Origin of the sequence: Paenibacillus glycanilyticus (assembly GCF_023715145.1) — a bacterium.
Classification (GTDB): Bacteria; Bacillota; Bacilli; order Paenibacillales; family Paenibacillaceae; genus Pristimantibacillus; species Pristimantibacillus glycanilyticus_A.
This window is the reverse complement of sequence record NZ_JAMBNP010000005.1, coordinates 36,484-62,425: the sequence shown is the minus strand read 5'-3', so window position 1 is coordinate 62,425 and position 25,942 is coordinate 36,484. Positions and strand designations below refer to the sequence as shown.

Genomic DNA, 25,942 nt, shown 5'->3' with positions numbered 1-25,942 from the left:
GGAATAACCCTACGCGCCGCTTATTGTCTCCTAAGCGTACCTTCTCACGATCTTCGATACCAATTTGACCAGCTTGATATAGTTCTTGAACTCGGCGAAATAGTTGCCGATGACTTTCTCGATCATCTTCTGGATAATCATGATGCCAATCTCATCGCGATACACATCCCAGATCGTCGAGAGGATGTCTCCGACGTTAAAGCCGGCCAGGCCCATCAGCTTGGCTCCGTCCTCGAAGCCGATGACCTCTGTATTCCGAAGCTGCAGGGCGACGGCCGTAATGCTGATGCCGGCTTCCCTGAAGGTTGCGACGGTCATCAGGATCGCGACTTCGTTATCGTCGATCAACTGCTTCTCGCCCGAGCTCAGCTCGTTGTAGAACGCCTGTCTTTCTTTCCCCGATATGGCTTTGATGATTTGATACGTATTCTTCAAGTTGTTGCCGTTCGCCATCTGAAGCGCGCTGACCAGCTCGACAAGCGAGATTAATCCCGAATCGAGCATCCCTTGAGCGACCTCCTGCAGTGTCCAGCCTCCGATTTCATCCAAGTACTGCGGAATCCATACGACACGGCTACGAGCAGCGATCAATGCCCGGGAGAGATCGGCGACAGTCGTGAAGCCGCCGTGATAAAGCGCGTCCGCGACCGCGTAAAAATCAGTGTTCATATTCCCGAGAAGCGTGCCAAGCTGCTCCGCGGTATACCCGTTCTCCTTGAGAATGGCGATCGTGTTATCGGATCGGATGTTCATGTACCGAAGGTACTCGGAAGGCGAGTATCCGTCGCGGATGAGCCAGCGCAGCTGCTCGTCGCTCGAACGGTCGCGCAGGTAGAGAAGCGCATCCTGCACGGACAAGCCAAACGTCTTGAGCAGCGCCGCGATGCCGTCTCCGTGCTCGCCGTAGAAACTAAGGGCGCCCATTAACGCGCGTTTCTCGTACCCCGCATTGAACATCGCTTTGGCAATGACCGTCATGTCGGCGCTTGGCAAACCGGCCTTCACGATTGCGATCGTATCGATTGGCGACATGCTTTGCGTTCGGATGAACGCGACGATCGCTTCCGGCGTGTTCACGCCAAGCCGGACCAATTGCGTTCCCTGCTCCTCGTTCGTTCCCGCATTCTGGCGGGAGCGGTTGTAGTAGTTGTATCTCATCTTCAAAATGCTGGCATTATCGTAACCGAGACTTGCCAGCGTGTCGATTAAGTAACCCGCGCCGGCCGTCTCCAATACGCCTCTTCTGTCCAGTTCCGCCGCGACGTCGTTCGCGCTGCCGCCATTGTCCTTGATTCGCTTCAAGAACGCATACAACGGATCGGCGCCGAACACTTCGGTCACTGCCGCGCGAACCTTGTCCGCGGGGATCACTTCGTTTCGAATGGCATCGGTTACGCCTAACGCATCCAGTCCGAAGATGACCTTCAGCGCAAGCACGACATCCGTCGGGCTGAACTTGTCGCTCATGTACACCGCGGCGCTGTTAGGCGTGGACATGCGGTCTGCCGGGATCATCTTAATTAAGTACCCGATGTTCTTATCGCCGTAATAGACTGCTATCACCGCGAGGCCAAGCTCCGTTTTGCCGTAATGCGGAGAGAGCATTGCCGTCGATTCATCAGCCCCGAGCGCATACGCGTCCTTCAAATACTGAACGACGTCTTTGACGGGAGCATTCTGCTGACGAAGGAAGGCCGCTGCGCCATCCGCCGTCTTGATGCCGAACAGATCAAGCACTTCCTGCAGCGTGCCGGATGTCGCGTCCGACCCGTAGACCTGGTCGACGGTCGATTGAACCGCGGCCGCGCTGTATTGGCCGAGTGCCATCAAAATCGCTTTGGCCTCCGCGCTTGTCTTGCCGTAGCTCGACTTTAACGCCTCGACGATGTAAACAGCCCGATAACCTCCCTCGTTCATAAAGGATGCGAATTGATCAGGGGTCAAAGCTCCTGCCGTCTTCAACGTTTCCACGAACGACGAATCGTAAGTCGATCCGTATACGGTGCCGATGCCGCCAATAATTGCTGCCGGCGCGAAGGAGCCGCTGGCCAGGAACAGCTTCGCCACGTCCGCCGCGGATTTGCCAAAGTCGGTTTTGAGCAGGCTTGCGATATCGAGGAACGAGAAGCCTGCATTCCATAGATGCGTTATTGCCTCTTCCGCATCTGTAATGCCTGCTGCTTGCAAGGAATCCCGCGCAGCCTGGGCGGCCGACGACTGCCCGCCTTCGCCGTACTGCTGAAGCACCGTCCACTCGATGACGCTCACGCTGTCTGGATAAACGGCGGTCAGCGCTTGAATCGTGACGTCCGCCCCGTTGCCGTAATACGACTTCGAAGCTTCGATAACGTCCTGCATCGAGTAGCCCAGGGAACGCAGGAACGGCGCGGCTTCGGCGATTGTTGCCAGTCCGCTCTCGTCGAGCAGCTCATTGAGGCTTTGATCGATCGGCTGTCCGTAAAGCTCGGCAATTTCATTTAAGATGTCCTGTGCGTCGATATGCCCGTAATGAAGCAAATCGTAAGTCGCCTTGCCTGCCGACAGCCCGTAATACGTCTTCGCCGCCAATACGATGTCACGCAGGGTGAAATCGAGCGAACGCAGCTGCGGGATCGCGTCAGCGAAGGTCGCGACGCCTAGCCCGGTTAACGTGCTGAGCTGCGTCTGCTGCAGCGTCTGCCCGTAGACGTTTTGGACGGCGGCATCAATCTCGGAGGAGGAATAATCGGTCGTTCCGTTCAGAACGGCGATCGTCTCTCCGCTCGTCAACCCGTAATGCTCTTTGCCGACCCGGACGAGCGCGGTAAGTCCGAAGTACATTTTCTTCAAATACGGTACGGCTTGTTCGAATGTATTCAGCCCGTTAGCCGCCAGCGATTCAACGATCGTCTCGTTCTGTCCGCTTCCGTACACGCTCGCAACGGTGCCGACGACGTTGGATTGCGGGTATAAGCCGGAAGCGACCAGCGCTTGAAGGGCTGCACCCGACGAAAGGCCGTACTCGTTCTTCGCCAGCTTGACGATGCTCGCCAGACTGAAGTTCGCCCGGTTCATGAACGTAATCGCCTCTGAATAAGATGTTGTCCCTTGCGCTTCGAGCCAGCCGTGAACGACCGACTCCACGGATTGTCCGAATAGCGAGGCCAGCGTCGTTGCGACCGCGTTGACGTCGACCGTATGATTCGCGGCATACATTGCGGCAATCTGTCCCGCGTCGCGGGCAAACCGCTCTTTGACCACGGCCGCGATGTCGCGGAAGCCAAAGCCGGCGTTGCGCAAGTAATCGACGGCTGCCGAGGCGGACGAGATGCCTTGTGCGTCCAAGGCTTCACCCAGCGTCATCTCGATTGTCTGTCCGTATACGGACGATAACGCCATTAATACCGCACTAACGTTGTTCGGATATTTTTTCGAAAGCGCGTACGCGGCTTCTCCCGAAGATAAACCGTAAAATTCCTTCAGGCTGCCGGCTATGTCGGACAGCTTGTAGCCGCCAAGCGCAAGGAAATCGATACCGCTTTCCGGCGTAGCGCTGCCGGATGCGGTCAGCAGCTGCGCGATCGTAATTTGCTGCTGCGCGTACAAAGACTGAATCAGCTTGATCGTGCCCGCCAAATTATTGCCGTACGAGAAGCTAACGATCAGCCCTTGAATGACCTCATCGCGGCTGAAGCCGCCTTTGATCAACGCCGGACCAAGCGCGTCGTACGTCCGGTAGGCCGGATAACGGGCCGCGAGCGTGTTAATGACGGATGTCGCCGTCGCTCCCTGCGCGCGAAGCGTCTGAATCCAAAGCATGACCGGATCGCTGCCGTACGCCCAGGCGATGGCCGCGGCGATATCGTCCGACGGTTCCCCGGTGCTCGCGATCATGGCCGTTGAGGCGTCCAAATCCGATAAACCGTAGTTCTCTCGAAGCACTAGCGCGATATCTCTCAGGGAGTAAGGCGACAGCTTGCGAATGACTTGATCCATCGTATCCTGCTTGCCGATCAGATAAGCCGCGACGTCGCTTGCCGAGATGCCGTACCGGCTGAAGGCGAGAATCCATTCGGACCAGCCTCTTCGGTCGAACGATTCGGCGACGTCCTCGAAGGCGTAGCCGGCGTTCTTCAGCGCCGATGTCAGGTAAGGCAGCGCTTGTCCCGCGCCGCTATACCCATAGGCGCCGATTGTGCCGTCGATCAGCTCATCGAGCGTAAATTGCCCGGACAAGCTCATGGCAACGGTCAAATCCTCCAGCGTTGTTCCGCTAAACAGATATTCCGCGTCCTTGCGTATCGTCGTCACGCTGCAAGGACAGCCCGCGATCGCATTCGTCCGCTCGAGCGTGATCCATTGCTGCAGGTTCATCCCCATCAAGCTTTTCAAAGCGCCCGCGACTTCATATTTGTCCCACAAGCGGGCGGGGAACACGGCAGCCGAAACGGCGTTAAGGTCGATCGTCGTCGCGGAATCGCCGGCGAATGCTTCTAGCAGACCGGCAATCGCATCGGACGCCGTATAACGGGTGGAATAATCGCCGCTTAGAACTTGAAGCGCATCATTTAAGCCAAATGCCGCACCGCCCTGAATAATGGCGTCGTGAAGCGTCTTAAGCGCCTGCGAAGTCGTGAGTCCCGCCTGCTTCAGCTGGTTCAGGACGGAGCTACGGCCGGTGCCTCTTACGTTGTTCAAGAAATAAGAAGTCGTCGCGACAGGATCGTAACCGCCTTTCACCAAATAACGGAGCAGATTGTTTCGTTCCTCGTTCGTCGCGCCGTCGTAAAGCGCGCTGACGGCCGTCGCGATGTCCGCTTCGTACGCGCGACGCAGCAAGCCGGCCCGCTTCGCCAAATCGTAGCCGTTCGCGTCAAACGCCTTCATCGCTTCGCTCGCGGACGTAACGCCCCATACTTCTTTGATCGTTACGGCGATCAACTGATCCTCCGCTTGAACCGCCTTCATCGCTTGAATGAAGACCGCCGGGCTGTCGCCTGCCTCGGAAACGGCAGAGGCGACTTCCTTGGAACTCACGCCTGCTTCCAGCATCGCTTTCGCCGTGCCGGACTGCGGGAACGACCCGCGGACGATGCCGTACGTATCCGATGAGGAGAAGCCGGCTTGGACGAATGCCGCGACGGCCTTATCGGCGTCATCGAATGCATAGGCCTGCGCAACAGCGCTGCCGATCGCGGCTGCCGCGTAACCGGCTTCGGCAAGTGCTTCCGCCATTGCCGCGGCTCCCGCGGACAGCTGCGCCTTCATCGCGGCGGCAACTTCCTTCGCTTGCCAGCCTGCGTCTTTCAAGGCGCGGATCGCGTTCGCATCGCTTAGCTCGTATGCATACTGTACGGCCGCCGCTGCCTCTTCCAATTCATAACCGGAAGCCTTCAGAATCGCTGCCCCGCTTCCGGCCGTTTCATCGTACGCCGACCGCAGCATGGCCGCGACGTCGGATGCGGAGGCTCCGGCGGCTTTCAATTGAACAACCGCTTGCTTGCCCGTCTTGCCGTGCTTGCGCAAGAACGGTCCGAACTCGGACGGCGTATAGCCTGCCGCCATCATGTCTCTACCGTAATAAGGATAGCTAGGATCAAACATGGCATCCTGTCCTTGCAGCATCGTCGTCGCGTCGGCTTCCATCTCGCCGAACAGCCCGATGATCGCTTCTTTGGACAATTCGTATACGGCATAGACGGCTCTCGTATACGAGGCGACTGTGAACCCGCCCTCCCGAAGCGCTTTAATCGCTTCAAGCGCCGTCATTCCGTATTGGCCGCGAAGCACCTGCGCCGGGTAGACGGCGGATGAATCCTTGACCGCGCTGCTCAATACGAAGCCTTGAACCGTCGCGGCATTTGTTACCGGAGTCTCACCGAATGTCGGCAAGAACAACAGGTTCACCGCCTGCACGCGGTTGACGCCGGCATAGGCGACCAGCGCCGTTGCCGTAGAGCCGATCACCTTCCCCGTAGCGCTCCACGTCAAGACAATCGTCGTCGGATCAGAACCGAGCGCGGATCTCACGTTGCTCTGCCACTGATTGTCGATCTTCACCGAAAAGGACGTGGAATCCGTCGGTTTCATCGGTTTGTCGAACGTCAGGATCACCTTCGTCCCGCTCTCGTCGGACGTCGCCGCAATGAGCTTCGGCACGGAGCTGACGTTGTTGACGATGCGGTCACCGCCGAAGTCATAACCGGCCTTGCTCAGCTTGAGCGTGAAATCGCGATTGTAGCCCATATTAAAGGCGACTTTATAGCTGAGGCCTTCGTCGGAAGCCGTGACCGTTACCGGCGAAACATGATTGCCAAGGCTGTCAATCAGCTTGACGGACAGACCGGAGACAGGCTCATTTAACGTTATCGTAAAGCCGCTTTCGTTCATCGACTGAATCGCCGGTTCGACCGTTATCGGCACATAAGCAGTTATGCTCGAAGCGAATTCGTAGCCTTTCTTCGCGAACGTTAGCGTGTAGGTGCTTCCTTCCGCGAGCGGCGCCTGCAAGATGAACTGGCCTGCGGCCGCTCCCGGCACGACGGCCAAGACCGGAATTCGCTCGCCCTCTGCCGTCGCAATCGTCAGGTCCGCCGGAAGCAGGTTTACCTGTGCCGGAGAAAGCGACGCCGTAATACCGTTGGCATTCGCCTCCACGACGCTGCTTTGGACGCGGATTGGCAATACAACTTCGGACGATCCCGTAGTCGGATGTGCCGGATCCAGCACCTCGATGGTATAAATGGCGCCCGCCGTTATCGGCACGAGCACCGCGTACGATTTGCCCTTGTTCGGAGAATTCGGGTTCTCGTCGAAGAACTTGCTCGCATCCAAGGCGATTACGTTTCCGTTGCCGTCCTTCAGCTGAACGAGCGATGGGTTCAAATTCGGAATGGCCGCGCTTAAGCCAAGCTTGAAGCCGGATGTCGTCACGTTAGATACCGCTATGGTTCGAACGTCGAATTCTATCGGTGCTCCAAACGTGTAACCGGATGCCGCGACGGTTAAAGTGTAGGACTTGCCGTCCGCGAGATCGGCAGCGATGGCATACGTTATGCCGTCATCGGAAGTCGCCGCCGATCGGATGCTGACGGTGTTTCCTTCTTCGTCGAGCAATACGAAGCTGCTTTTCGTTAATCCGGCGACCGCGGTCTGGAATTGAATCGCGATTCCGGCGGCGTTAGCCGACTGCAAAGTGAATGCTGCGGAGACTGGAACGAACAATTGCCGACCGATTCCGAAATCGTAGCCGCCGCGTTCTAAAGTCAGCGTGTACGTCTTGCCCTCCGTCAGCGCTGCATCGACATGATAACGCTCGCCGCCGTTAACGGCCGTAGCGGATTGAACCGTGATCGAAGCGCCTCGATCGTCCGTCAGAGCGAAGTTGCCGGCAATTAAGCTTGAAACGGCTTGATCGAGCGTGACGTCGAAGCCTTCTGCGCCAATGTCGGCCATGCTTATGCCGACCGTGATCGGCACGTTAACCGACAGCGCGGTTCCGAAGTCGTAGCCGTCGGCGTGAAGCTTAAGCGTGTACGTCTCGCCTTCGGTCAACCCTGCATGGAGAGCGTAAGCCAGACCGTCGTTCAGCTCCTTGACCGAATCAATCTTAACGAGCCCTCCGCCGGCATTCCGAAGCGTAAAGGCGCTCGCCGGCAAACCGCCGATGGCGGGAGACAGCTTCACGCTTAGTTGACCGGCTTTCACGCCGGCCTGCTGTACCTTAATCGTTGTCGGGAAGAAGACTGACGTCTTCAAACCAAAGTCGTAGCCTTGTTTAACCGGCTGCACCGTATACGTTCGGCCGCCGACGAATCCAGCGGTAACGCGGTACGTCGCTCCGCCGTCGGTTGTGACTGCTGCCGTCGCGTTCAGCCTATTGCCGTTATCGTCCTTCAATAAGAAGTCCGACGCGTCTAACCCCGGAACAGCAGGGTTCAAGCCAATGTCCATGTACGTGGCTCCCGATCTTAGCACAGCCGCGCTAGCCGCTACGGGAATGTCCATCGCGACAGGCGCTCCGAAGTCGTAGCCGTCCTTCTTAGGAAGAACGGTGTAACGCGCCGCGCCCCAGAACGTCGTCTCGATCAGATACGTTGAACCGCCGTCGGTCGTTGTTGCTTGCTGAACGGGAATCGGCTGGCCCCACCCTTCTCGCATGATAACGAAGTCGCTCGGACGCAAGCCCTGCACGGGCCGATCAAAGCTCAGCGTAAAGGCATTCACATTGCCGGCCATCGTCCCCCCGAACGTTGGAACCACGGCTTGGAGAGAGAAAGCTAGCGCGGCGCCAAAATCGTAGCCCATCTTGTTGATCGACAGCGAATAAGGAACGCCAGCCGCCAATTCGGCGCTGACTTGATAAGTCAGCCCGCCGTCCCACGAGACGAACGTCGCTTTTACAGGATCGCCTTGCTCGTTTGTCAATGCCAGGTCCGTATCGAGCAGCGCCATCGGCGACGTGAAGTTCAGCTTGAAGCCGTGAACGGACACCTGGTCGATCGACGCTCTCTTGGACGTAAGCGAGAAAGGATCCGATGTGACGACCAAGTAGCCGGCCTTCGTTGTCGACACGGTATACGTCTTGCCGGCCGTCAATGCCGCTTGAACTTGATAGGACAGCCCATTGTCCGACGTGACGGCTGATGTTATCGCGACCGTATTGCCGTCGGCATCCGAGAGGTGGAGATCGCTCGCGGTCAGCCCAGGAATCGCGGGTCTCAAATGAAGGGTGAACCCTGATTGATTTTGCCGAAGCACGACCGCATCGACTTTCACGATGTAAGCGATCGGTATCGGATCGCCGAACGCATAGCCGGGTACGCTTGTCTTCAGCGTATAGGTCAGATTCGGATCGAAGATGCCTTTCAGGTGATAAATGGCGCCTCCCTGATACGAAACGGTGATCGCGACCGAACGACCCGTCCCATCGACCAGCGCGAAGTTGGCCGCCGTGAGATCCGGCATGTCCGGGAACACTTGAACGGCGATCAGGTTAGTTTGCGTGCCAAGCAATCGCGTCTGCGCCGTCGCCGGCACGTTGAACGACACCGGGGACGCGAGCTTGAAATCGTCTCTCGCCAAATCAACCGTGTACCCATCGCCCGCTTCAACCATGGACATCGTCACCTTGTACGTAAGTCCCTGATCCGCAGTCGCGAGCGTATATTGGTTTACCGCGATTCGGCTGCCGTCCGGGTTCCGCAAAATCAGCTGCCCGGGCAGCAGGCCTGCGATTCGGGTATTGAATTGAAGCTTAAAGCCCGTGGTGGTCGGATTCGAGACCGTTGCCGTTACGAGCTTCGTGACGACGAACGGAACCGGCTCGTTGACTTGGGACGCGGCATCCGGCTTGTATTGAATCGTGTACGCCTTGCCTGCAGCCAACGTGCCCGCGATCGAATAGGTTAAGCCGCCGTCGTTCGTCGTCGCGGATGTCATGGCGATGATCTCGCCTTGCGGGCCGCGGACAACGAAGTTGCGAAGGAGGAGCCCCGCTATCGGATCGGCGAAAGCTACGGTTACGCCGGTAGCCGACGCGCTTGCTACCGAAATTGACGGCGGCGCGACGAACGCTACGGGCTTCATTTCAAATCCATCCAGCTCAAGCGTATACGTGTAAGCCGCTCCCGGACGGAATCCGCCCGGAACAGTTACCCGATAGCTGGCACCGTTATCGAAAGATTCGAAGCCGTTTGGATAAACGGTCTGCCCGTTCTCATCCTTCAGGACCAATCCGAGATAGTTTTCAATTTCCGGGAATGCGGGGGAGAATCTCAGAATTAAACGCCCGCCTACTGTCACGTCCGTCACGCTTCCCGTAATGAACCGGTTGACGTGGAACGATACCGGCGATTGGAAAATGGCAAAAGCCTTTGTCAGCGTAACCGCGTAATCTTGGTTCGATGTCAACGGGACGCGCACGTGGTAAGTCGCCCCGTTATCGTCGGTTGCCAGCGTGACGCCGCTCAGCCGTTTGCCGGCCGCGTCCCGGATATCCACGTTCACCGGCAGCAGGCCTGGAATCGCGTTCGCAAAAGAAAGCTCGAAGCCCGCGTTCGTAATCTTGGATATCGTCGTCGATCCCGCGTCGACGGTATCCGCCACTTGGAACGAGACGCCGTCTTCCGGTAAATGCCCGATCAGCTTCAGGTTATACGTGCCTCCCGCCAATCCGGCGTTAAGCTTGTAAGAATAACCGCCGTCCGAAGTCACTGCCGACGTTATCGTCACCGGATCGCCCGTTGACTCGTGCAACAGCTGGAAGCTTCCCGCCCACAAGCCGTTATTCGGTTTATCCAGCGCAACCGTTATGCCGTCGCTTGCGATCGCGCCGATCGATATCCTGGAGAGAATCGGGATATTGATATAGAACTGATTCGGATCGGCATCGGCATTCATGCTCAGCATGTATTCTCCGCCTGCCAAATTCGCCGCAATTCGGTATGTGGAACCGTCATCGTCGGTCGTTACCGAATTGATCGGGACCTTAACGCCGTCAAGCGTCTTTAGCGTAAACGCGCTCGACGTATCGAGCTTGAGCGGCGGATTCAGGCTAAGCGTCACTCCCGTTGCCGACACCGCCGAAAGTTCGTTGCGCGCGGAGACGCGAATCATCTTCGGAGCGCCGAAGTCATAGCCGTCGGCATGAGCGGATAACGAGTACGTATGCCCGTTCGAGCCGGCGAACTTGCCGATATAGAGACGCATCTGAGCATCCCAGACGACCTCGATAACCTCGACCTCGGCTCCCGATTCGTCAATGACTTGAAAATTGTCCTTCGTCATATCGGGAACGTACGGATTAAACCCGGCCATGAATTGCGGCGGGCGCTGTCTCGTGTTCCACGGATTCAGCGTTGCGCTGACGATAATCGCCGGCGGGCCAAAGTCGTAGCCCGGCGCGGTCACGCCAAGCGTGAAAGGTCCGCCCGCGTTAATTTCCGTCGTCTGCAGTGTATAGGTCAAGCCGTTATCCGTCGTTGAGACCCCTGTCGGAACGATCGGATCCCCGCTGGCATTCGTCAGCGAGAAATGGGAGGCATCCAGACCCGGTACCGCTCGGTCTAAGTGAACCGTATATCCGGTATATTGCGGACTGTACGGTCCGTTGATCGTCGTGTACTTGCCGATTCCAATCGTCTCGGAAACAACGACGTCGACCTCGGCATACTTGGCATCCGGCATATCCGCGCGGAAGGTATAAATGCCGGCAGCGGACATATCGGCTTCAATGCTCCATATAAGCCCTCCGTCTTCCGTCCGAAGACCGGAAATCGCGACGGGTTGCCCGCTCGCGTCCTTCAGCGCCAACTGATCGGCGGTTAAACCGCTGACCGGAGCTTCGAACTTTAATCGAAACGACCCGTGGGACACCTGGCTCACCGCCGCGGGTATCCGCTCGGGGACCACTTCTATGGCAACGGGCGCGTCGAATGCGTATCCTTCTTTGTTCAGCGTCAGCGTATACGTCTCGTTCATGTCCAGCGATGCCCACACTTCGTATCGTGAGCCGACGACGACCGCGCTCAGCATGTCGACGCCGACCGATTGATTATCGCCGTTTTTCAGCTCCAGGCTAAGCGGCTCCATGTCGGGTACCTTTTGATCCATCGACAACACGAAGCCCGCCGTTGTCACGTTGCTCGCGGACGGCGATACGACAACGATGTCCGGCGTGCCAGGCACGACTACCGCAAGAGCTTCGCCGAAGCTGTAGCCGGACTTGGTAATAGCGAGCGTGTACGATCCGCCGGCTGTTAGCGCCGCGGCAATCGAATAGGTTTCTCCTCCGTCTGTCGTTGCAGCCGTTAAACCGACCGGCGCGCCTAGCCCGTCCGTCAAGCGGAAGTCGCCGGCGGACAAGCCGGCGACCGCGCCGCTCAGCGAAACGGTAAATCCCGTTTCGGAGACGCCATTGACCGATGCCGTCACCGGTACGGTTTCCGGCGTTGTTACCGGCACGTATACGGATTTCGGGCTGCCGAAATCGTAACCCGTTTTCATAACGGTAAGCGTATAGGTAACGTCCTCCGCCAATATTGCGGCAATCGCATACGACATCCCGTTATCGGAAGTTACGGCATCCGTAATCGCAACCGTATTTCCGCCCTGCTTCAATGTAAATAAGGGATTGATTACCGGTTGATCGAATACGGCCTTGAAGCCCGCTGCCGAGATATGGGTAACGTTCGCGGCGACTTGAATCGTCTGCGGCGGCGTTTCCGGCACCTTGAAGGAAACGGCGCTGCCGAATTCGTAGCCGCTTTTGGCCAATGCGACCGTATACGACTCGCCTTCCAATAAGGCAGCCACAACCCCGTATGATAGACCGCCGTCCAAAGTCGCTACGGCTCCGACCGATACGGGTTGGCCGCCGTTGGTGAGCAGCGTGACCTCGGTGGGCGTCAAGCCGGCGACGGCCTTGTTGAAATTCAATTTAAAGCCGGCGACGCCTGCCTGATTCGCGGTTACCGATACGGTAACCGTTGGATTCGGCAAGCCCCCGTCTCCTCCGCCGATCGGAACGCCGCTGTCCTTGCCGCCGCGTTCCGTCTTTTCCACTTGAAGCGGCTTGGTCTCGAATATGACATCCGGCGCGTCCACGAGCGCTTTGGCAATGATGCCCGTACCCTGCACGCTTGTTGTGCCGTGCAGCTCCGCGCTGGCGACTTCCACGCCCGCGTTCAACATTACCTTCGTCGAGCCGACAGTCTCGTTCACGACAAGACGCTTGATCGACCCGGTATCGACGATCAATTTCACGTCGCTCTTGATTTCGACTAGCGCAAACTTGCCGGATAAGGCGACTTCCCCATCCGCGGAAATAGCGATGCCCGCGATGCCGGACTCCGGTCCGTTCGACTCGATGCGGGCGTCCGTCCGAACATCCAGCTGCTCAATGACCGTAGAACCGTCGACGACGACGCGAATGCGTCCGTCCTTCTTCTCGACAATCACGGTACCCAGCTTGGCGTCGTCGATATGCACGCTATGCTCGCCGCCTCCGCTAATGGTGGTCGTTCCTTTCACGGTAACGCTGTCCAAATAAACATCGCCGTCTCCGACGGCTTGTCCGATTCTCAGATTACCTTTAACGATCACGTTGCGAAGCGTGACGCCGGGAACGTCAATTGATAAATCCCCCGCAACGGTTAGCGTGCCGGTCTCGGGTCCATACGTCCCTGCCTCCTGTAACGACTTCGCCGCAACAACGATTCCCCCCGCGGCGTTCGGTACCGATTGCTTTAAGATCCGGTCCAGCACCACGACCGCTTCCGCCCGCGACATCGAGGCCGCCGGACGAAGCGTATGGTCCGGATAGCCGGTCACAAGCCCCGCATCAAGCGCGGCGCCAAGAGCATAACGGCCATACGCGGGCACGCTGCCTTTGTCCTTGAACGCGGAGAGCGGCTCAGCGTCCTCCCGGACGAGCGCGGGCACGAGCTTCGCCAGCATCGAGGCCGCTTCGGCGCGGGTCAGCGTCTTGCTCGGACGAAAGGTTCCGTCCGGAAAGCCGTAGACGTAACCTTCGCTAGCGGCCGCGGCAACGTCGGATGCGTACCACGCGCTTGCGGGTACGTCCTTGAACGACGCGTCTGCCCCGCCTTTATAGGCGAACAAACGGTTCGCGAGGGCGACGAATTCAATTCTCGAGATGCTCGCGTCCGGACGAACGGTGCCATCCTCGAACCCTTTTATGTATCCTTTTCCGAGCCAATCGGTCAGCGTCCTCTCCGCCCAATGGCCCTGTATGTCTGTTGGCACGGAAGAACTGCCCGCCGCCTCCGTTCCGCTTGCATATCCGATCCCCGGCTGCACCAATCCGCAGACGAGACTCACGATAACGAGCCATTGAACGAATAGCTTCGACCGTTCCCCGAGCTTAATGAAGTCCATAACGATTTCCCCCTCGTTGATCCATCCGCCGATTCGACGGATTCCTAGCGTTTATCCTCCCATTCTACAATCCGTCACTAAAAGAATAATGAAAGAAATAGACAAAAAAAGACAAAAACCGCGGCCCGCTTGGGTTTCGCGTATTTTTGCCTTTCGAATTCCTTTCGTATTCCCCTTCTATATTACCCTGTCATAAAAACTTACTTTTCAAAAAAACGAGCGGTCAGCCCGTTGTAGTACCCGGTCAGTTCCTCCGACGGACGAATGCCAAGCTCCCTGCTGAGCAGGCGTACATAACCGGTATAAAGCGCGGTCAGCCCTTTGCGGTCCCCCGTCATGCCGCGAACCTCCATCAGCAGCCGAATGACCGTCTCGTCGAGCGGATTACGCTCATTCAGTTTTGATAACAGCTTGGAGGCTGACGCCGTATTGTTCATGGCGATCAGCACGCCTGTCATGCGGATGACGAACGCCTCGTACAATTCGGCATATCGTTCCGTCTCGTGAATGGCCCAGACATACGCTTTGTCCCCGAATAAGTCGCCCGTGTACAGCCGCTCGGCTTGCATCGCCTCTTCCACGTTGCCGGCGTCGATGGACTGAAGCGCCAGCGCCTGCTGCTCGAACTCCGCGTAATCGATGAACGCTCCTTGCGGCAGCTCCAGCGCATAACCGTCGTTCTCCGAGCGTATGTTTTCCCTTAGCCCCAGCGGCTGAAGCGATTTGCGCAGCTGATAGACGGTCGTGTTCAAATAGTTTTCCGCATTCTCCAGGTGCATACCGCCAAAGATGTCCGCCACTAACCGGGAACGGGGGATCCGTTTACCCCGGTGGAGCAGCAGGTACGCGAAGAGCTCTGCGCATTTGCGCGAAATCCACTTTACGCGAAGCGTCTCGCTGCCGATCGACACGTCTCCAAGCGTCGTTATGATGAGTCTTGGCGCCGCCGAGACCGCACGCTCTTGCGAAGCTACATGTGCCGTGCGAATTGCCAGAACCCGATTCACCGTCCGCTCCAGCCGCTCCTGCGACACCGGCTTGACTAGATAATCGGTGACCGACAGCTCGTACGCGTCAAGCGCGAATTCCTTATGGGACGTAACAAAGACGATCTGCATTGGCGAGCGGGCCTGCTCCAGCTTGGCGGCGAATGCCATCCCCGTCTCGCCTGGCATCGATATATCGACGAAGGCGAGTCCGATGTCGTCGTTCTCGTTCAGGAAAGCCGCCGCCTGCTTCGTATTCACGAAAGCTCCTGCCACTTCGACGCCCGGCAGCTTGTCCAGCATTTTCCCCATGATCAGATGCATCATCGGCTCGTCGTCAACCAGTATGACTTTCATCGTTACGCTCCTCCTCTTCAACGTAGTATCTCCTTGAGTTAGCCTCGGGCAGCGTAAATGTAAATGTCGTGCCCCTGCCGGGCTCACTCTCGAATCGCAGCACGCCGCCGTGAATGCGGACGAACTCCCGAGCCAGCGCCAAGCCGAACCTCGTATCTCCGGAATCGCCGCCGCTTATTGCGCCCTTCGAGAAAGGCTCTTCGAGCCGGAGCATGTCCGACGTCTTGTCGTCGATGCCTGCTCCGTTGTCGCGCACACACACGGTGATTCGACCCTCTTCGCTCTTGGCGCCGATCTCGATATCGCCGCCGACGCCCGTGAATTTAATGGCATTCGACAGCAGGTTGCGCAAAATGAGATCCAGCATCTCCTTATCCGCCTCGACCGCAAGTGCGGTATCTATCCGTTCCGTGATTCGTATCGCTTTCATGCCGGCCTTGGGGCTTGCGAGAGACATCGCCTGCAGCACGACCTGCCTCATGTTCCAGCCGGTTGGCCTGAAGACGACCGCCCCTTTCTGACTGCGATACCAATCGAGCAGATTGTCGACGAGATGATAGGTGCTTTGCACCTGTCCCCGGAGCTCGACAAACACCTCGGCATGCTCGATACCGGCGGCGGTTAGTTCGTCGCCAAGCAGGTCCGTCAAGCTGACGAGCAGGGCGATCGGATCACGGATATCGTGGGCGACGACTGTGAACAGCTTGTCCTTGAACGCGTTAAGCTCCGACAATTGCCTCGCGTTCTCCCGCAGGCGCGCTTCGTTCTCCATCAGCTCCGTGACGTCGCTGAACAAGATCATTTGGCCAACCGGCAACGTCCCCCCATCGTAGATGATCGACAAGCTGCAGCTGTAATGCTGGCTATGACCGTCCAACTGCCTTCGGAACGAGAATCGTTCATCCTCGACGCGATCGGATGCGATAATCTGCAATAAGTGCGGATGCTCGGTCAAAATATCTACGGCCGGCACCGGATAACGCCTCTGTGCGGACTCGAGCTCGGGAAAAATACGAGCAGCCGCGCCGTTATAGCTGACGATTCGTCCCTCGCCATCGAGCAGCAGGACGCCGTCTCGGATCGTCTCGAACACCTTGGCGAGCGCGAGCGGCGTTAAGCGCAGCAGGTTAAAACGCAGAATCCCCCATGCGTACGCGATTCCCGAGACGGCGAAGCCGAAGGGGGTGAAATCGATTTGCACGCCGAACCAGAACAGCAGATTGAATGCCATCGGCGCGAATGCGCCAAGGAGGAGGATCAATATTTGCTTGCGTACAGCAGGGAGCGCTCGGACATACATCGCGACGAACAGGCCAACTCCCCACGCCAGCACGACGTAGCTGTAGAGAGCATGCAGGTTGTACGCGATCCCTTTGGCCGTCGTGTACAACGGAAAGGCTGCTTCGGCGTTTAACGAGTAGCTGGCGTACACGAAATGATGCCAATCGTTGGTCAGGTGGAGAACGAACAACAGAACCGGGAAGAGGAATAGCGCGACCGCAAGCTTTCGGCGATAACGCTCGGCCGTCCCCGTGAATTGAATGGCTTGATAGAGCCACAGCGTCGTAACGAACGGAATGCCTATGTATTCGATTTGAAGCGCCAGCTTCACTTGCTCCAAGCTGCGTGCGAGCACTTCCATGCCGTAGCCCAAGGCGTAGAAGGATCCGGCCAGCATCATTAGCACCATCGTCCGGGCTACGGGCAGATAACGTTTCCGGTAGGACAAGACCGCTACGAACACCATCAATGCCGTCGCGATAAACAATAATGTCGACATCCACAATCGAGTGTCCAAGACGGGCACCTGCTTTCTTTTTTCGACAAGAAAAAACAATCTATTGGCATCATACCATCTCGTTCATGGACGTGGGAAAATAATCTTTTTCGCAGGAAGCATGCGGGTATGACGGCTAGTCCGCATAGATATCGGCTGCGGAATGCTTATTTCGCCTATACCGGTTGACATATTCTCTCGGAGAGCAGCCGAAATATCGTTTGAACAGTTGATAAAACTGAGCGGGACTCGCAAAGCCAACCTTGCCGCTAATCTCGGTTACCGACCACGCCTCGGTCAACAAGAGCTGTTCCGCCCGCTTCATTCTGCGCATCTGAACATAGGAGGTAAAGGTCATTCCCATCCCTTTCTTGAACAGCTTGGCGAAATAACCGCTATTGTAATTCATCCGGATACTAATATCGGCGACCTGGCAAGCCGAGTCCAATTGCTGCTCGATATACGTTAATGCAGGGCGCAATTTCACGGCCAATTGCGGATCCATTGGGGTAATGACTTCCGCGTCGTCTATTTGAATCAGCGTATACAGCAGGCTCTTGAAGCTTGCATTCACGATGAACTCGTAGCCTCTATGTTTTGCGGTCAGATCGCGATGCATCTTAAGGAGTAGAGCATGCATCGCTTGCCTTCCGCATAAGGAACGGGTTACTGATTCATTCAACAAGGTTAAATTGGCTGATCTGCCCGTAAATGCAGCCTGATAGATCGTCAGCGATGGATCCATAAACGCGTTCATATCGACATGGCAGACAAGATAGACAAGGTCGGACTGTCCGTATTTATGGGAGCGGTGAAGCTCATTCGAGCCAATAATGGCCACGTCGCCGCCTTGCAGACGATAATGGCGCTGCGTCGTCTCCATTGTCATTGTCCCTTCCAGAACGGCGATCAACTCGACCTCTTCATGGCAGTGCCAAGGACCATACTCGCTAGTGGATTGACTCGGATGAGTGATTATCCAAATTTTCATTCGAAAATTCGAATCCGAATAATCGACTTGTTCCTTATCGTAAGCAGTCAAACTAAATTTCATTTTGGCCGTCCCTCTTCCTTCCATCATGCTTTTAGCCTATCGCGGATGTCCGTTTTCAAGATAAAGGAGACTGCTTTCAAGAGGCTTTAATTGAGCCTGACATTTTATAATGAAGAGAAATCACTACTCGTGAAGGAGCAATGAGATATGCATGACCTCGAGAGATTTCCTGCCAATCATGACCTTTCATTACCCGCCTGGGGTCCTTACAGCAAACAATATATTGGCCTCTCGCATATCAGCGACCAGTCCAAGGGATTACGTTTTGATCTCAGCTTATTTCCGGGGTTTTATCGAAGAAAAATAGACATCCCCAACGTTCTGTGGGAATCCGGCTATCATCCGTGGGAAGCGGCGGCCGATTTCAGCTGCTATTCCCACCGCCACGAGCTGGAATGGAAGGACCGCGTCTACGCCGACATTTCATTTAGCACCCTTGACGACAATAGCCGTCTCATCCGGGCGCATCTGGTCAATCAAACCGAACAGCCGCAAAATCTCGTGCTGCATTGGATGGCATCCCTTCAGCCGCCACGGCTTTCGGGACATGGGGATATACAAATCATTACGGAAGCACGGCTTCCCGATGGCGCAAATTGGATAGATGCACTGGATTATAAGGAGCTTACCTTCGCAAAGCCTCGTCCTTCGGATGGATTAGTCTATGATGGATTTAAGAAAGGCGAGGTGCGCGGACAGCATTTTACCAACGGCTCCGCAATAGGATGCCAATTCGGGGCGGATACCGGAGACTCGCTAATCTACGAGATCGACCTCGAGCATGCCATCCTTGACGCATTATTTGTGCTGCGCTGTCAGTCGATGCTCGGCGGAGAGCTGGAGCTCTGGATCGGACAACGGCCGTTTCGCCTTGAACTGGAAGCGTCGGACGCCTTAATCTTGGCTGAACTGCCTATTGGGACGATGCCTCGCGGCAGCGTCACGGTTCGTCTGAGTACCTTGAGCTCAAATGGTTTAATCATTGACGGATTTACCATTATTGAGCGAAGCGCTTCTACTGAAGTCGCTTTGGTTGATCGTCAATGGCAGATCGAGCCTGAGCTTCTGGACGGCCCCGTTCCGGGCAGTCTGATCCTCCATTATCCGGAAGGTCCTTTTTATTACGGCCTGATGTGGAATTATTCCGACGTTGAGATCAGACAGTTCAGAACCGATGAGCTTGATCGGTTTGCCCGCCATACCGTACATAATCATGTCGATGCCGTCCTGCGAGGTCGTGGACAAGGACATTACACCAACGTGTTTATGCGCCCGATCCCAATCTCGCCGGCCTCATCCGTCCTGCTTCACGGCATGGTTTGTTCCGGAACCTTAGAAGAAGTGTATTCCTATCTTTCGAATATAACGCTGGACGATGAAGCATGCGAGGCTGTCTATCAAGCCGCACGAACAAAGCTCGAACCGCTCCCCCATTATTCTTCCGGTGATCGTTATGCTTTTAGCCAGCAGCTGATGCGGGCTACCCTGCTTATGAATACGGTGTTCCCCGTTTATACGAATCGCCAATATATTCGGCACAACACACCCGGAAGATGGTGGGATTCCCTCTATACCTGGGATTCCGGCTTTATCGGTCTCGGCTTTGTCCACCTCGATATTGGGCGCGCGATTGACTGCCTGAATGCTTATATGACGGAGCCCGGGAATGCCGAGGCCGCTTTTATTCATCACGGGAGCCCGGTGCCCGTGCAGCATTATCTGTTCCATGAGCTGTGGAATGGCGGGCAATCGTCTGCTTTCCTTCGCCATTTCTACCCGCGGCTGCGGCAGTACTACTTATTCTTGGCGGGTAAAATTAATGGATCGACGACAAACGCATTACGTACGGGACTGCTTAAAACATGGGATTACTTTTATAACTCGGGAGGCTGGGATGATTATCCCCCTCAGCAATACGTGCATGAGCAGAAATTGGAAGCGGCGGCTGCCCCCGTGATTACAACCAGTCAGGTCATTCGGATCGCCAAGATTCTTCGGATGGCAGCGGCAATGAACGAAGACTGGCATAAGGATATTCAGGAATATGATCGCAATATTCAGCTATGGAGCGATGCGCTGGATACGTACGCATGGGATGAAGAAGCCGGTTATTACGGTTATGTCGTCCATAACGGACAAGGAGAAGCCGAAGGTCTTCTGCGGCATGACTCAGGGGCTAATTATAATATGGGCATGGACGGTCTCTATCCGCTGGTTGCGGGCATCTGCGATGGAGAGCGCGCAAAGCGGCTGATTGCCGCATTGTTTGACGAAGAACGCTTATGGACGCCAATCGGCTTATCGACGGTCGACCAAAGCGCCCCCTATTATCGGGCTGACGGCTATTGGAACGGTGCAGTGTGGATGCCCCATCAGTGGTTTTATTGGAAGACGCTCCTCGACCACGGATGCCCGGAGCTTGCTTTCCGCATCGCTCGCACAGCGCTCGAATTATGGAAAGCGGAGACGGAGGCTACCTACAACTGTTACGAGCATTTTATCGTTCAGTCGGGCCGCGGCGCAGGCTGGCATCAGTTCGGCGGGTTATCTGCTCCCGTAATCAATTGGTTTGCCGCTTATTATAAGCTTGGCAACGTTACGACCGGCTTTAACGTGTGGATGCTGCAGCAATCGTTCAACGAAGATTACACGGAATACAAGGCTGAATTTCATTATGCGGGAAACCGCGGCGACGTTTTTACCCTATTGGTTAACCTGGCCGAAGGAATACCCTTCTCCGCGAAAGGCAATGGGTGTAAAGTACAAAGCTCAACACATCCGGGCGGCGGATTGGAATTGCGGCTATCCGACTGCTTCCCGCAGGCCTCTATTTCGATTCAACCGGCTTAAATTCTTCGCCGAAAGGCCTGAAATGCCTCCTTCAGGCCTTGGCTTTCTTTCTATTTCAATGAAGGGATCTTTATGTTCACCGTCGTCCCATGACCGATCCGGCTTTCTATGGCGATCCCGTAGCCCTCTCCGAACAGCAGCCGGAGCCTGCTGTGAATATTGGTTAGCCCGATGCTTGTTGCCGGTTCTTCGTCTGCCGCACGCTCCGAATAATCCTTGTCCAGCTTGGCCTGGAGAGCGGCCAGCTCCTCCGGCTCCATTCCCTTCCCGGTATCCGTAATGCGGAAGCACACATCCCCATGCGCATCCATGCTCCCGGCAACCTCAAGACTCCCCCCTTGGTCCATCCGCTCAAGCCCGTGATAGACGGAATTCTCCACTATGGGCTGCAGAATCATTTTGGGGGTTCTCATCTCGAGCAGGCCCTCTTCGACATTCATATTCATGGCGAATTTATTATCGTACCGAATAGAGATAATCTTGATATAGGCCTGAATACAGTCCACTTCTTCCTTGATCTGCACGAGCTCATCCTGCTTGATGCTGTACCTGAAAATTTTGGACATGCTTGACGTCATTTGAGCGATTTCCCTGCTTCCGTATTCCAATCCGATGCTGCTGATGCAATTCAGCGTATTATACAGGAAATGCGGGTTAATCTGGCTCTGCAGGGCAGAAAACTCCGCCTGCTTCTGGCTGAGCTCGGATTTGTACAATCTGGCTTGGGTATTGAACATATCCCTTGTCATTTCCTCCATCTCATCCATCATCCGATTGATGTCGCGGGCAAGCGAGCCTACTTCATTGGTAGACCGGACCTTGATTCGGAAGCCCCTGTCCCTTCTCCCTACCCTCTTCATGTCCATGACAAGTCCCATCACCGGATTCATCAGGCTGTTCATGAAGAAAATGCCCATCATAATCAGAATTAAAATAATTCCGATCCCCACGATAATAATGACCTTCCTCATGGGGTTCATGTCCGCGGTTAGTTCATGAACCGGAATCATGCTGACAATCCGCCACCCGTCCGCCTGCTCCAAACCTTTGACCTGAACGAGAATTTGTTCCCCGTCGATGGTTGTTTTCACGCCGTTAAGCAGATTGTCCTTATCCATAGACAGTACGTCCTTGAACAACGTGCCTTGTGCCTTGGCATTCGTGGACGCAATGACCTCATCCTGGCTGTCCAGAATGTACAAGGTGGAGTGCGGCGTCAATTCCGTATTTTCCACAAGCCCCTGCAGCTTGTCCATATTGACCATTATGGTGAAGTAACCCGTTATTTCGGAGAAATGGACTCCCCCAATCGATTCCACAATCGGCGTGATATAAAAAAACTGTTCCGATCCCGTCCTGTCGTCCTTTAAGGTGGTGGTGAACATTCCCTTATCCCGAAGCGAAGGATCCTTCTTATAAGTCCGGATAAAGCTGTCATAACGATTGAGAAAGAAAATATCGCCGCCCGAGGAATCCAGACTGTAGAGCTGCCTCCCCCGGACGTCGTCAATCACGATTCCTTTCACGTACGAATTAAAGGACCTCATATAATCCATGAGATCCAGTGCGTAATTCCCGCTATCAAACGCTCTTTTGTAATCATCATCCACTACGGTATATTCCTGGATCAGTTTGCTGTTGACCGCAATGCCGGTGCTGACCCGGATATCGTTAAACACGGTATCAATCTTGCTTCGCGTTTGCTCAATCATTTGATTGCCGAAATTGGCGGCCCTATTCTGGGTTAGATGGGAGAAGCTATAAAAGAAATACAACACCATGACCGTAAAAATAACGATAGCGAAAAAAAAGATAAGCCATATCTGATGCTTCAATTTCAGTCTACTGGTCTTCATGGCCTGCCGCTCCGTTCATCGTTAACTGCTTTTTCTGAATTTCGCAGGCGTTATCCCGCAATGCTTCTTGAAAACTTTATTGAAATAATAATATTCCACATACCCGGTCTGAATGGCGATCTCCTCGATCGACAGGTCCGTTTTCTTCAATAACTCGCGGGCCTTCTTAATTCGGAGCTCCGACACGTATTCGGAGAAGGTTTTGCCCAGATTTTTCTTGAATAGTTGACAGCAATACACTTGATTAATGTAGAATTGGGCGGACAAATCCTTCAAATACAATTTCTGTTCATAGTGACCGTTGATATAGGCAACCATTCGGTTGAAGCAGGACAAGATATCCCCTTCATGCAAAGAGCGGTTGTTCTCTTGCGTCACGGAAGCGAGGACGTCATGCAAAAAGCTGCACAAAGACTCGAAATGTTCGAATCGTTCCTTAATCTCGGAATAATTAAGGAATTCCATTTCCATATCCTTCAGTTCCTCCGCATAAGCGTTGATAAGGATCCCGACGGCCTGATTCCATAAGTAAACAACCTCGCTCATGCCGAGCTGCTGATCCCTGAAGTATTCCTGCATCCCGTTTATGTACGCATCCATATCCTCAAGCGGATCCCCCTGAATGATCCGGTAAATATCATCGATGCAAGGTTTCACCAAATGAACCTTCGGCTCGAAATGCACGACGCCCGCCCCTTCGTCCAAAAAAGTCCGGGAGGCCGACAGGTCCGCTTCTTTAACCAGCTTGCTTAAATGCCTAAGCTCGCCCGAGATACTGCTAATGCCCACGGCATGGATTCCCTTATCGCTCAGAACCCATTCATCCTCGTATCCTTCCAAACAAGCTTTATGCTCCGACATCAGAACAACCAGTCTTTTTCTGGTTCCCGCTTCAACCTCCACGGCATAAACAGACTTCCCTTCCAAAGTCAGCAGCTTTCCGAAATCCATGCTGTCGCCTTCGAAATAGATGGAAAGCACCTGATAGTAGCAAGCCTCGCAATCGGAAATCGGCAGGAACCGTTTGATCTCGTCCTCATTGGGCGAGGTCAGCGCATCCAAAAGGAGGTGATTGCGTGCGGCGCTTCTCTGGGAGAAGTGCATGGCCAGCTCCGCTAAGAACGGATCAGCCATATCGACATCCAAAGGCTTAAGGAAATAATTGAGCGCGCCGTAGCGCAGTGCTTCTTGGGCGTATTCAAATTCCGCATAGCCGCTTACGACGACAAACTCAATGTCCAGGTCATGCGCTTTAGCCCTCTTCATGAGATCGAGTCCGGAAATGTCCGGCATGCGGATATCCGTAAATACCAAATCCGGTTTCGCCTCTTTTATGGCATCCCACGCTATGTAAGCGCTTGTAAATTGTCCTATGATTTCAAACCCGTACTTATCCCAGTCAAAGGCGTTGCGGATCCCTTTAATCGCCCACGACTCATCATCTACGATCATGACCTTATACATGGGTATCCTCCTGAACGTCTGATTCACCGAATAATAGCAAACCTGCCCTTGAATAGCAATCGAAAATACGGATAAACCGCGGTGTACGACGGTTTATCCGTATTCTATGAATTACTTGCCGCTCTCTTTAATTTCTCTGTAATGCTTCACGTTCTCTTCTTGCACGGCTTTGCCGCCGGCGTCCATATATTCCTTCACCAGCTTGTCATACAAGGCGTCGAACTCTGCCGGCTTTGCCACGATCAGCCTATCCATCATTTGCTTATTCATGTCGCCAAGCGTCTTGCCGTATTTGATGCTGGCTTCGTTCGGAACGCCATAGTAAAAGCCGGTATAGCCGTCTGTCGTATTGATCCTGTAGGAATCAATAGCCATTTTCTCATAGTCTTTATCTCCGGTTGCCAAGGCTGCCGCGTACGTTTTGACATTCTTTTCGGTATCGCCCAGCTCCGCGCCGTTAACAATGAGCGTGTAATCCAGATTGAGATTGCTCATCTGCATATTTTCGCCGGTTTGCGCAATCCCTTGCGGGATGCCGTCTACCATCGTGTGGTTGACGCCTTCTTCGCCGAACTGCAGGAAGAACAGCACTTCCGGATCAGCCATCCAGTTCAGATACTTCATGGCCAGCTCCGCGTGTTTGCTGCTTTTCGGGATAAAGGAGAAAAGGCCGTTTTCATTATACGTCTCTTTGATATATTTTCCTTCCGCGTTCTTGAAGACATCGATCGGAACATAGTTCGCGTCCGGCGCGTTTTGTTTCAGCGGTTCGCGCATTTTTGCAGTAAGCGGATAATCCCAGTTGGCCCCATAGAAGCCTACCTTGCCGTTCGTTACGTCGGCATCCGCTTGCTTGGCCGTTTTGTCCAAAGCAAAATCGGGGCTGATCAGCTTTTCCGAATACAGCTTGTTCAGCCATTTATACGCATCCTTGTTGCCGGGCTTCAGCCAGTTGGTGGTCGTAACGAATTCTTCCTCCGACATGGGGCCCCAGAAGGACGGAACCAGGTTGCCGAACGAATAGTTCATGCCCGCAGCCGCAGTCCCCCACGGAATGACACCCGTCACATTGCCGGGGTTCTTGTCGCGGAAGGCAACAAGCGTATCGTACAATTCGTCCTTATTCGTCGGAACGGGCAATCCCAGCTTATCGAGCCAATCCTTGCGGATAAACAATCCGCTCCAGGCAAGCAAAGTCCGCTTCGCCGGGATGGAAACTTGTTTGCCCTCGTATTTCCCATAGTCAAGAACGGTATCGCCGAGATAGGATTTCAATTGCTGGCCATGCTTCTCGAGCAATTCGTCCAAGGTATAGAGGCCATTATTTTTAGCAAAGCGGGTTACGGTCGTACCGTCGTAGGTAAAGGAAATATCCGGCGCTTCGTTGGCAGCCATGAGCACGTTCAGCTTGTCGACTTCCTGGGAACGGGGTACCGTTACAAATTTTACGACGGCATTATTGGGCTTGCCGAATTTTTCGTTGACGTATTTGGTCCACGTATTGTTATTCAAGTCCGGTTGCCCCTGAATGCCTCTGTCGAACACTTCTACAGTCAAAGTTTCTACGGGACCGGAAGATGCTTCTGCTGCCGGGGACCCGTCATTAGATGCCGCAGGTTCATTATTGCCGTTATTCCCGCCGCAACCTGCCATAATACTGGCCAGTAACGCTGTACTAAACAGAATTGCCGCTTTTTTCTTTGTACCTGTATTCACTTAA

At 55.0% G+C, this 25,942-nt stretch carries 8 protein-coding genes; 1 reads left to right on the top strand and 7 read right to left on the bottom strand.

The features are described from left to right. Window positions 1-30: 30 nt before the first annotated feature. The 4 genes from M3194_RS15320 to M3194_RS15305 all read right to left on the bottom strand — a co-directional run bounded on the left by M3194_RS15320 (window position 31) and on the right by M3194_RS15305 (window position 18,052). On the bottom strand, window positions 31-13,878 hold the full coding sequence (locus M3194_RS15320) for an S-layer homology domain-containing protein (protein ID WP_251654943.1): 13,848 nt from the start codon (window positions 13,876-13,878) through the stop codon (window positions 31-33). 200 nt (window positions 13,879-14,078) lie between these two features. Continuing rightward, window positions 14,079-15,221: a response regulator gene (locus tag M3194_RS15315; protein WP_251654942.1), complete on the bottom strand. Its 1,143-nt coding sequence runs from the start codon at window positions 15,219-15,221 to the stop codon at window positions 14,079-14,081. Then, window positions 15,202-17,019: a sensor histidine kinase gene (locus M3194_RS15310; protein WP_251654941.1), complete on the bottom strand. Its 1,818-nt coding sequence runs from the start codon at window positions 17,017-17,019 to the stop codon at window positions 15,202-15,204. Before M3194_RS15310 ends, M3194_RS15315 begins: the two co-directional genes overlap by 20 nt. A 115-nt stretch (window positions 17,020-17,134) precedes the next feature. Further along, window positions 17,135-18,052 carry a helix-turn-helix domain-containing protein gene (locus M3194_RS15305; protein WP_251654940.1) on the bottom strand — a complete coding sequence of 306 codons (918 nt, stop codon included), beginning with the start codon at window positions 18,050-18,052 and terminating at the stop codon, window positions 17,135-17,137. A 147-nt stretch (window positions 18,053-18,199) separates the two neighbouring features. Here M3194_RS15305 and M3194_RS15300 point away from each other — a divergent pair, with 147 nt between their 5' ends. Further along, window positions 18,200-20,902, top strand: coding sequence for an MGH1-like glycoside hydrolase domain-containing protein (locus M3194_RS15300; RefSeq protein ID WP_251654939.1), 2,703 nt, complete (start codon window positions 18,200-18,202; stop codon window positions 20,900-20,902). A 50-nt stretch (window positions 20,903-20,952) separates the two neighbouring features. On the opposite strand, the gene M3194_RS15295 is transcribed toward M3194_RS15300, so the two are convergent. From M3194_RS15295 to M3194_RS15285, 3 genes are all read right to left on the bottom strand, one after another. After that, window positions 20,953-22,758 carry a sensor histidine kinase gene (locus tag M3194_RS15295; protein WP_251654938.1) on the bottom strand — a complete coding sequence of 602 codons (1,806 nt, stop codon included), beginning with the start codon at window positions 22,756-22,758 and terminating at the stop codon, window positions 20,953-20,955. Between the two features lie 21 nt (window positions 22,759-22,779). Further along, complete coding sequence (locus M3194_RS15290; protein ID WP_251654937.1) at window positions 22,780-24,222, bottom strand: response regulator; 1,443 nt, start codon at window positions 24,220-24,222, stop codon at window positions 22,780-22,782. Between the two features lie 111 nt (window positions 24,223-24,333). Then, window positions 24,334-25,938 (bottom strand): extracellular solute-binding protein, encoded by a 1,605-nt coding sequence (locus M3194_RS15285; RefSeq protein ID WP_251654936.1) that lies wholly within the window; start codon window positions 25,936-25,938, stop codon window positions 24,334-24,336. Between the last annotated feature and the right edge of the window lie 4 nt (window positions 25,939-25,942).